Annotated in this window: 6 protein-coding genes and 1 pseudogene; all 7 read right to left on the bottom strand. The window is 65.0% G+C overall.

What is annotated here, in order from left to right; translation table 11 throughout:
• The coding region (locus VF662_RS05925; RefSeq protein WP_464138871.1) for a complex I subunit 1/NuoH family protein at positions 1–911 on the bottom strand (911 nt) is incomplete at its 3' end.
• Positions 908–2,929, bottom strand: a complete 2,022-nt coding sequence (gene nuoG / locus VF662_RS05920; RefSeq protein ID WP_464138870.1) for an NADH-quinone oxidoreductase subunit NuoG — start codon at positions 2,927–2,929, stop codon at positions 908–910. The genes nuoG and VF662_RS05925, both read right to left, overlap by 4 nt.
• A 3-nt stretch (positions 2,930–2,932) precedes the next feature.
• The gene (locus VF662_RS05915) at positions 2,933–3,466 is read right to left on the bottom strand and encodes a hypothetical protein (RefSeq protein WP_464138869.1); all 534 of its coding nucleotides are present in this window, start codon (positions 3,464–3,466) and stop codon (positions 2,933–2,935) included.
• A 110-nt stretch (positions 3,467–3,576) separates the two neighbouring features.
• Positions 3,577–4,881, bottom strand: coding sequence for an NADH-quinone oxidoreductase subunit NuoF (nuoF, locus tag VF662_RS05910; RefSeq protein ID WP_464138868.1), 1,305 nt, complete (start codon positions 4,879–4,881; stop codon positions 3,577–3,579).
• On the bottom strand, positions 4,878–5,552 hold the full coding sequence (gene nuoE / locus VF662_RS05905; RefSeq protein WP_464138867.1) for an NADH-quinone oxidoreductase subunit NuoE: 675 nt from the start codon (positions 5,550–5,552) through the stop codon (positions 4,878–4,880). The genes nuoF and nuoE overlap by 4 nt, the downstream gene beginning before the upstream one ends.
• On the bottom strand, positions 5,552–6,787 hold the full coding sequence (locus VF662_RS05900) for an NADH-quinone oxidoreductase subunit D (RefSeq protein ID WP_464138866.1): 1,236 nt from the start codon (positions 6,785–6,787) through the stop codon (positions 5,552–5,554). The genes nuoE and VF662_RS05900 overlap by 1 nt, the downstream gene beginning before the upstream one ends.
• 17 nt (positions 6,788–6,804) lie before the next feature.
• A pseudogene (locus VF662_RS05895) lies at positions 6,805–7,452 on the bottom strand (NADH-quinone oxidoreductase subunit C); the annotation flags it as partial.
• Between the last annotated feature and the right edge of the window lies 1 nt (position 7,453).

Genomic DNA, 7,453 nt, shown 5'->3' with positions numbered 1-7,453 from the left:
ACCCAGCTGAAGATGAAGAAGAAGATCATGATCTTCAGGAAGAACCAGAGGATGCCCGGGATGGCATAGAGCGGCGCCCAGTCGATCGGCGGCAGCCAACCGCCCCAGAAGAGCACGGCGTTCAAACCGCACATCAGGAGCACGTTGCCGTATTCGCCGAGCCAGAAGAGCGCGAAGCTCATGGAGGAATATTCGGTCTGGAAGCCCGCAACGAGCTCCGATTCCGCTTCGGTGAGATCGAACGGGGCACGCGCCGTCTCGGCGAGCGCCGAGATGAAGAAGATGATGCTCATCGGGAACAGCAAGGGATTGAAGCCGAACCCGTTGATGATCCAGACGTGGCTACGCTGCGCCTCGATGATCGCGGTGAGGTTGAACGAACCGGCCCAGAGGATGACGCCGATCAGCACGAAGCCGATCGAGACCTCGTAGCTCACCATCTGCGCGGCTGCCCGAAGCGCCGAATAGAAGGGATATTTGGAGTTGGACGACCAGCCGGCGATCACCACTCCGTAGACGCTGAGCGACGAGACGGCGAGGAGGTAGAGCAGGCCGACATTGATGTTGGCGAGCACCATGTCCGGCCCGAACGGGATCACTGCCCAGCCGATCAGCGCCAGCGTGAAGGTGAGGATCGGCGCAAGCAGGAAAAGGCCCCTGTTCGCCGCCGAGGGGACGATGGTCTCCTTGAGGAAGACCTTGAGCCCGTCCGCGAAGCTTTGCAGCAGGCCGAACGGCCCCACCACGTTCGGCCCGCGCCGAAGCGCCATCGCCGCCCAGATCTTGCGATCCGCATAGATGATCATCGCCACCGCAAGCATCAGCGGGAAGGCGATCATCAGGATGAGCACCAGCGTCGCCAGGAACCAGCCGGCGCCATAGCCGAGATAGGATTGAAGGAACTCAGTCATTCGGCCGCTTCCTGGAAAGTGGCGCCGTGGAGGATCTCCTCGGAGCAGCGCTGCAGCGTGGGCGAGGAGCGGGCGATCGGATTGGTCAGGTAGAAATCCTGGATCGGGTAGACGACGGCCGAACCGCTCTTGAGCTCGCTCGCGTCAAGCGCCGGAGGCGCCCATTCATAGGCGATGAGTCCCGTCCGGCCGAATTCCGGATGGTCTTCGCGAAGCTGGCGGCGGAGCTCGCCGAAGCTGTCGAACGGCAGCGGCCGCCCGAGCGCTTCGGACAGCGCCCGCAAGATCGACCAATCCTCGCGTGCATCGCCCGGCGCATCCACCGCCTTCTCCGAAAGCTGCACGCGGCCCTCGAGATTGACGTAGGTTCCGTGCTTCTCGGTGTAAGCGGCGCCCGGCAGGATCACGTCGGCGATGGAGGCGCCCTTGTCGCCATGGTGGCCGACATAGACCTTGAAGCTGCCGCCGAGCCCCGAGAAATCGCCCTCATCCGCGCCCAGAAGGAACACAAGCTTGGACGCTGCCTCGACCAGCGCCGCCATCCCCCGCGGCTGTGCGTAGCCGAGCATCAACCCGCCCATGCGGGACGCCGACGTATGGAGCACGTTGTAGCCGTTCCAGCCGTCACGAACGAGGTTGAACCGGCCCACCAGCGCGAGGCTCGCCGCCTGCGCTCCCGGCACCTTCAGAGCGCCCGCGCCGACGACCACTGCGGGACGTGCGGCGCCGGTGAGGGCATCGGCAACGGCAGCAGGCAGGCCCCCAAGCACCGACAGATCGTCGCCGATCCACTGCACCGGATAGGTGAGATCGATCTCCGGCCCGATCGCGAACACCCGCGCGCCCGCCTTCACGGCCTTGCGGATGCGGGTATTGACGAGCGGCGCCTCCCAGCGTGGGTTGGAGCCGACCAGCAGGATCGCATCCGCCGTCTCGATGCCGGCGATGGTGGAGTTGAAGTTCACCGCGCCAAGGTTCGAGGCGTCATAGCTTAGGCCGGTCTGGCGGCCTTCCAGCAAAGTGGAACCCATCGACTGCAGCAGCTTCTTGGCTGCGTACATGGTCTCGACGTCGAGCAGATCGCCCGCGACAGCCGCGACGCTGCTGCCGGCGCCCCTTGCCACCTCGGCGATCGCCGCGAATGCTTCTTCCCAGCTCGCGGGCTGCAGCTTGCCTTCGCGCCGCACCCAAGGCCGGTCGAGGCGGCGGCGGAGAAGGCCGTCCACGGCGTGGCGCGTCTTGTCGCTGATCCACTCCTCGTTGACGTCTTCGTTGATGCGCGGAAGCGCCCGCATCACCTCGCGCTGGCGCGCATCGATGCGGATGTTGGAGCCGACCGCGTCCATCACGTCGATGCCGGGGATCTTGCGAAGCTCCCACGGACGCGCCTCGAAGCTGTAGGGCTTCGAGACCAAAGCTCCGACCGGGCAGAGATCAACGACGTTGCCTGACAGCTCCGAAGTCACCGCGCCCTCAAGGTACGAGGTGATCTCCATATTCTCGCCGCGGTTGATCGCTCCGATCTCCTCCACCCCGGCGACTTCCTCGGCGAAGCGGACGCAGCGCGTGCAATGGATGCACCGCGTCATGATCGTCTTCACAACCGGACCCATATACTTGTCGGTGACGGCCCGCTTATTCTCCTCGAAGCGGTTGTGGCCGCGCCCATAGGCCATGGCCTGATCCTGGAGATCGCATTCGCCGCCTTGGTCGCAAATGGGGCAATCGAGCGGGTGGTTGATGAGGAGGAACTCCATCACCCCTTCCCGCGCCTTCTTGACGGTCGCCGAGTTGGTGATGATCTCCTGGTTCTCCGCCGCCGGCAGAGCGCAGGACGCCTGCGGCTTGGGCGGCCCCGGCTTCACCTCGACGAGGCACATGCGGCAATTGCCGGCGATCGTCAGCCGCTCGTGATAGCAGAAGCGCGGGATCTCCTTGCCCGCAAGCTCGCACGCCTGGAGCACGGTCGCCCCCTGCGGAACCTCGATCTCGACGCCGTCGACTTTGACCTTGGGCATAACCTACTGAATTCCCGGTTGGGCAGCAGGCTGGAGACCGCGTCCGGTCACCAGCCGATAGGCGGCAAGCGCGAACAGTGCCCTCAGCCCCGGTCGATTGATCCGAGCCGAGGCACCAGCCTGAACGCAAGGCGCAAGCTTCGGTGCGATCACACCCGCTGCAGTCGCTTCCTCGGCGCTACCGGCGGCGGCGGCGAGGAGCGCCGCGACCTCGTCCGGCATTGTACGTACGGCGCACAAGCCGAGATACTCGCCCTCGTCGTGCGGTTTGACTGCGGGTTTCGAGGGATCGTAGGCGACCCGCTGCGCGAGCGGGGAGCCGTTCAGCGCCGCCGGGAGACTTGCCTCGGCCAGTCCCCCCGCAAGAAGCACGGAGGACATCCGCAAAGCCCCGAAATAGGGGAAGCACCGGCCACCGTCCCGCGCAAGGCTACGCAGCGCAGGCGCGTAGGCCGCGCTTCGATAGTCCATGGCGAGGAGCCGTTCCACCTTCTTACCATGGTCCTTGACCATGCAGCGGGATAGCTCGTGCAACATTCGAAGCTCTTCCGGCGTCGGCGCGCGGGCAGGGCTTGATCCGGGCCCAGGCGCGGCAAAGGCGGGAAGCGCCGCGATACACCCTGCGAGAACGAGGAGGATGCGGGCCTTCACTCCGCCGCCTCCAGCGCCTGTCCCTGCTTCTCGACGATGCGGCGCTCCAGCTCCGGCCGGAAGTGGCGGATGAGGCCCTGGATCGGCCAGGCAGCGGCGTCGCCGAGCGCGCAGATGGTGTGGCCTTCGACCTGCTTGGTAACGTCCCAGAGCATGTCGATCTCGTGGATGTCGGCATTGCCTTCGCGGAGGCGCTCCATCACGCGCCACATCCAGCCCGTGCCTTCACGGCAGGGCGTGCACTGGCCGCAGCTCTCATGCTTGTAGAAGTATGAGATGCGGCTGATCGCCCGGACGATGTCGGTGGACTTGTCCATCACGATCACCGCCGCCGTGCCGAGGCCGGAGCCGAGATCGCGGAGGCCGTCGAAATCCATCGGCGCGTCCATGATCTGCGCCGCGGGCACGAGCGGAACCGAGGAGCCGCCGGGGATGACGGCCAGCAGATTGTCCCAGCCGCCGCGGATGCCGCCGCCATGCTTGTCGATCAGCTCGCGGAACGGGATCGACATCGCCTCTTCGACGACGCATGGCTTGTTGATATGGCCGGAGAGCTGGAAGAGCTTGGTGCCCTCGTTCTTCTCGCGGCCGAAGCCCTTGAACCAGGCCGCGCCGCGGCGGAGGATCGTTGGGACGACCGCGATCGATTCCACATTGTTGACCGTCGTCGGGCAGCCGTAAAGGCCGGCGCCGGCCGGGAACGGAGGCTTCAGGCGCGGGAAGCCCTTCTTGCCCTCGAGGCTGTTGAGAAGCGCCGTCTCCTCGCCGCAGATGTAAGCGCCGGCGCCGCGGTGGACGAAGACGTCGAAATCGAAGCCGGATTTGGCCGCGTTCTTGCCGAGAAGCCCCGCATCATAGGCCTCCTGCACGGCCGCGAACAGCGTCTCAGCCTCGCGGATGAATTCGCCGCGAATGTAGATGTAGCAGGCCCGCGCACGCATCGCGAAGCCGGCGATGAGCGCGCCCTCGATCAATTTGTGCGGATCGTGGCGGATGATCTCGCGGTCCTTGCAGGATCCCGGCTCGGATTCGTCGGCGTTGATGACGAGGAAGTTGGGTTTCCCCTCCTTCGGCTCCTTGGGCATGAAGCCCCATTTCATGCCGGTCGGAAAGCCCGCGCCGCCGCGGCCGCGAAGGCCGGATTCCTTGACGATGTCGATGATCGCATCCTGGCCGATGCCCATCAGCCGCGCCGTCTCGTCCCAGTCGCCGCGCGCCTGCGCCCCCTTCAGGCCCCAATCCTGGTAGCCGTAGAGGTTGGTGAAGATGCGGTCCTTGTCGGTGAGCGAGGTGATCGTCACTGCCACTGCCCCCGATAATCGTAGTTGCGCTCGGTCATCTTGGTGAGTGTGGTCGGACCACCCTCGGGAGCACTGGTCTGGCGCGCAACCTGCGGACCCGGCTTCGGCACCTCGCCACGGGCGAGCGCTTCGAGCACGCGGGTGGTGCTCTCGAATGTCAGGTCCTCGTAATTGTCGTCGTTGATCTGGACCATCGGCGCGTTTGCGCAGGCGCCGAGGCATTCGACCTCGGTGAGCGTGAACAGCCCGTCCGGCGTCGTCCCGCCCTTCTTCATGCCCTTGGCATAGCAGGCGGCGAGCACGTCGTCCGAGCCGCGAAGCATGCACGGCGTCGTGCCGCACACCTGCACGTGGTAACGGCCGACGGGGCGCAGGTTGAACATCGTGTAGAAGGTCGCGACCTCGAGCGCCCGCATGTAGGGCATACCGAGATAGGCGCCGACATATTCGATCACCGGCACCGGCAGCCATCCCTGTGTGTCCGTCTCCGCCCCCACCTGGCGCTGCGCCATGTCGAGCAAGGGAATGATCGCGCTCTGCTGCCTTCCCGGCGGGTAGCGGCCGATGATCGTCTTCGCCTTGGCCTCGTTCTCAGCCGTGAAGGCGAAGCTGCCCCAGCGGGCGCGAAGCTCGTCGATATCGGGGATCGAGTTGGGGAGGATGTCGGCCATCAGCGGTCCACCTCCCCGAACACGATGTCCATTGCACCGAGAATGGCGGTGGCGTCTGCGAGCATGTGGCCCTTGGTCATGAAGTCCATCGCTTGGAGATGCGAGAAGCCGGTGGGCCGGATTTTGACGCGATAGGGCTTATTGGTGCCGTCGGAGACGAGATAGATGCCGAACTCTCCCTTGGGGCTCTCGGTGGCGACATAGACTTCGCCCGCCGGCACGTGGAAGCCCTCGGTGTAGAGCTTGAAGTGGTGGATGAGCGCTTCCATCGACTGCTTCATCTCGGCCCGCTTCGGCGGCACCACCTTGCGATCGAGCGAGGCGATCGGCCCTTCCGGGATCTGCTCCAGGCACTGCTTCATGATCCGCGCGGATTGCCGCACTTCCTCGACCCGCACCATCATGCGGTCGTAGCAATCGCCTTTGGTGCCGACCGGAACGTCGAACTGCACGCGGTCGTAAACGTCGTAGGGCTGCGACTTGCGGATATCCCAGGGAATGCCGGACGCGCGGATCATCGGCCCGGAGAAGCCCCAGGCGAGCGCGTCTTCCTTGGAGACGGTGCCGATATCGACGTTGCGCTGCTTGAAGATGCGGTTGTCGACGACGAGGCTCAGCGCGTCCTCGAACAGGCGGTGGAGCTTGGTGTCGAGCCAGTCAACAATCTCTTCGAGCAGCCCCGCGGGCACGTCCTGGTGAACGCCGCCCGGACGGAAATAATTGGCGTGCATTCGGGCGCCGGAGACGCGCTCGTAGAAGTTCATAATGTCTTCGCGCGGCTCGAACAGCCACAGGTTCGGAGTCATCGCGCCCACATCCATGATGTGGCTGCCGATGTTCAGCAGGTGGTTCGAGATACGGGTCAGCTCGGCGAAGAAGACGCGGAGATACTGCGCCCGGAGCGGCACTTCCAGATCGAGCAGCTTCTCGATCGCCAGCACATAGCTGTGCTCCATGCACATCGGCGAGACGTAATCGAGCCGGTCCATGTACGGGATCGACTGAATGTAGGTCTTGTATTCGCAGAACTTCTCGGTGCCGCGGTGGAGGAGCCCCACGTGCGGGTCGACACGCTCGACGATCTCACCATCCAGTTCGAGCACGAGCCGGAGCACGCCGTGCGCGGCCGGGTGCTGAGGCCCGAAATTGATCGTGTAATTGGCGATGCTGGACTGGGTGGCGCCGCTGTTGGCAACCTCCTCCTCGCTCCAGATCTCGGTGGCGTCGGTGCTCATTTCTTCGCCGTCTCCCCGGCGACGGCGGGAGTGGGAGCGCCCGGCGCTTCGCCCTGCACCTTCTCGTCGCCCGGAAGGATATATTCGGCGCCTTCCCAGGGGCTCAGGAAATCGAAGCTGCGGAAATCCTGCGCAAGCCGCACGGGCTCGTAGACGACGCGCTTCTGCTCCTCCGAATAACGGAGCTCGACATAGCCCGAGAGGGGGAAGTCCTTGCGGAACGGGTGCCCTCGGAAGCCGTAATCGGTGAGGATGCGGCGAAGGTCGTTATTACCCTCGAACAGCACTCCGAACATGTCGAACACTTCGCGCTCAAGCCAGCCGGCGACCGGCCAGAGCCCGGTGACCGACGGCACCGGCTTGTCCTCGTCGGTGGTGACGCGAAGGCGGATGCGGTGGTTCCTGGTGACGCTGAGCAGGTGGTAGACGACGTCGAACCGCTCCGCCCGCTGCGGATAATCGACGCCCGCAATCTCCATCAGCTGCTGATATTCGAAGCAGTCGCGGAGAGTCCGGCACACCTCGACGATGCTCTCCCGCGCGACGTCGATCGAGATTTCGCCGGCCGCGTCCATATATTCGAGGAAAGCGTCGCCGATCGCCGCCTTCACCTCATCGACGATGCCCTCGCGGGGAGGGATACGCGGTGCCGAGCTTCTCGCCATC

It is taken from the genome of Allosphingosinicella sp., assembly GCF_036387215.1.
Taxonomy (GTDB): Bacteria; Pseudomonadota; Alphaproteobacteria; order Sphingomonadales; family Sphingomonadaceae; genus Allosphingosinicella.
The sequence above is the reverse complement of the archived record's forward strand: the minus strand, read 5'-3'. Positions and strand labels throughout refer to the sequence as shown.

Excerpts from the sequence above, each read along its gene's own strand:
- nuoG (WP_464138870.1), bottom strand. The coding sequence starts at position 2,929 with ATGCCCAAGGTCAAAGTCGACGGCGTCGAGATCGAGGTTCCGCAGGGG.
- VF662_RS05915 (WP_464138869.1), bottom strand. The coding sequence starts at position 3,466 with ATGTTGCACGAGCTATCCCGCTGCATGGTCAAGGACCATGGTAAGAAG.
- nuoE (WP_464138867.1), bottom strand. The coding sequence starts at position 5,552 with ATGGCCGACATCCTCCCCAACTCGATCCCCGATATCGACGAGCTTCGC.
- VF662_RS05900 (WP_464138866.1), bottom strand. The coding sequence starts at position 6,787 with ATGAGCACCGACGCCACCGAGATCTGGAGCGAGGAGGAGGTTGCCAAC.